The organism is Haladaptatus sp. (assembly GCF_049589095.1).
Lineage (GTDB): Archaea > Halobacteriota > Halobacteria > Halobacteriales > Haladaptataceae > Haladaptatus.
On the sequence record NZ_JBAWAC010000587.1, the window covers coordinates 1 to 1,936 of the forward strand.

4 protein-coding genes are annotated in these 1,936 nt (G+C 59.1%); all 4 read right to left on the reverse strand.

Annotated features, from left to right (window positions below; translation table 11 throughout):
* Window positions 1–240, reverse strand: a 240-nt coding sequence (locus WBV42_RS18220) for a hypothetical protein (protein ID WP_423987284.1), incomplete at its 3' end; no start/stop codon positions are given.
* An 89-nt stretch (window positions 241–329) separates the two neighbouring features.
* The gene (locus WBV42_RS18225; RefSeq protein ID WP_423987285.1) at window positions 330–641 is read right to left on the reverse strand and encodes a DUF7521 family protein; all 312 of its coding nucleotides are present in this window, start codon (window positions 639–641) and stop codon (window positions 330–332) included.
* 1 nt (window position 642) lies between these two features.
* Window positions 643–1,011, reverse strand: a complete 369-nt coding sequence (locus WBV42_RS18230; RefSeq protein WP_423987286.1) for an ArsR/SmtB family transcription factor — start codon at window positions 1,009–1,011, stop codon at window positions 643–645.
* A 296-nt stretch (window positions 1,012–1,307) separates the two neighbouring features.
* Window positions 1,308–1,936: LolA family protein (locus WBV42_RS18235; protein WP_423987287.1), on the reverse strand; the 629-nt coding region annotated here is incomplete at its 5' end.

Sequence of the window (1,936 nt, forward strand, 5' to 3'; positions counted from 1 at the left end):
GAGCCGAACTGCAAGTCCGTCAGTGTGGGAAATAAGCCACCCAGCAATCGCCGCGAAGACGGTAATGGAACAGAGAAAACTGACGTACAGGATTCCACCATCCGCAGTAACGGTCGAAACACCCAGAACAGCTATCGGCGTGAGGAGGATGGCGACGTAGAGACCGGCGACGAACGCGTAGAGCGTGTCGGGACGCTCGCCATTGGGTCGGTTGATCCGAGACTCAGTACGTATCGCCATACTTCCCAGTTCTTCACGACCGTTGAAAATACTACCGGGAATGAAAGTAATGGAAATGAAAGTCATCGAATCGGACCATCGGCTCGATACTACCCCCGCGAATGCAACGAGTAGGCGATCAAGAGGACTCCGAGGAACTGAAACAGCCGTGTGATGAGCGTAAGCGGTTGCTGATACTGCAGACCGAGATAGCCTTGGCGGAGTAGCAGCGAGCCGACGAAGGCGATGCCGAACGCGACGGCCGTGAGGAAAAACAGGCCCATCGAGAGCGCTTGCATCGTTCGGCTGTCGTGGCGACGATACCCGCGGTAGGCCTGGTATCCCACGTAGCTACCGACGAGCGTCGACCCGAGGGCGAACGCCATGATGATCCAGTCGATGATGGCGGCCACGGAAGCCATCTCAGAGGTCCTCCCACATCTTCTTGAAGCGGTCGGCTGTGTCGCTCTCCCGTTCTCCGGGGAACGATTCGTCGGTGCGGGTCACAGCCGCCTCGAAGGACCCCGTGTCCAACTCGATGGAGACCTCAGATAGCGTGGCCGTATAAACGCTGTAGTGGTTGTTGCTGGTCCGAATCTTGGTCTGCTCTTCGAGGAGCCCGTGGGCTTGTAATCGTTCCACTCGACGGTAAACCGTCGGTTTGGACATATCGCATTCGTCAGCAAGCTCTTGTGCGGACATTGGTTTGATACTCGTCGCTGCGAGGATTTTCCGGGCGTACTCGTCGCTGAGGACGTCGAGAAGCTCACCCAGCGCAGGATCCTCACTCACGTTTCGGTCGAATGACTGTCTCTCGGATTAATAGGCCCATGGGTTTTGGCCCCGGACAGTCGCGGCGACCGGTTCCAGGAGTATGGCGGGGCTGTCGAAGCAGTACAGCTACTGTGGAGGGGCTGTTGCGTCAACGGTGACCGCGATGGGGAGCATCGTGCTGTCAGAGGCCAAATCACCTTACTACAGGTGAGAGTGCACGTTGTTAGTTCGTCTGATCCCATCGCATTTTGATGAACGTGTCGTCGGATATTATAAAAGGGGGGCGAGTTTCTGGCCCAGAAATTCGTGCGGTCTCAGGCGTGACAGCCCACTGACCGGGCGACTTCGATCATGCGGTCTGTTTCGACACCGGTTCCCCGGACGGTGTAACCGTAGCCGTTACAGTCCCACGAGAGCGAGTTGGTTGGCCCGTGATCGAGACTCGCCGGTCGACCGTCGATCGTCATGTCGCGCTCGTCGGAGTCGATGCCAAGGGTGAAGTTGAACTTCGCAACCGTGAGTTCGCGCCCCTCGGCGGCGTAGCGGAGTCCAACCCCGTCGATGCGCCCGCTTGTCCGTGTCGCGTAGACCAGTTCGAACGCGGGCGGTACGGTCGGATCCGGCACCGAAATCGAACTTCGCGCCTCCAAGTCGGCCCTGCTTTGGTACCACTCCGTCTGTGGGGTGTCCTTCTGCTCTACTGTCGTGTTGGCACCCAAGTCGGGCCGGAACGCGTCCGCCGGTACCTGTGGGTTGAACGTCACGTTCGTGTACGTCGTCGTCACCGACCGTCGGGTGCCGTTAGCGGTCCATTCCGTTTGTTTGCGCAGGGGGTAGAACCGTTCGGTGTCGACCCACAGCCGTTGTCGGTAGTGAGCCCCGCTCGAATTGGTCTCCGGCGTGATGTCGAGTACGTACGCGTCGCGCCCGCCGATGGTATCGC

Bases quoted from the DNA above. Each gene is read 5' to 3' on its own strand.
- WBV42_RS18225 (WP_423987285.1), bottom strand. From the start codon at position 641: ATGGCTTCCGTGGCCGCCATCATCGACTGGATCATCATGGCGTTCGCC.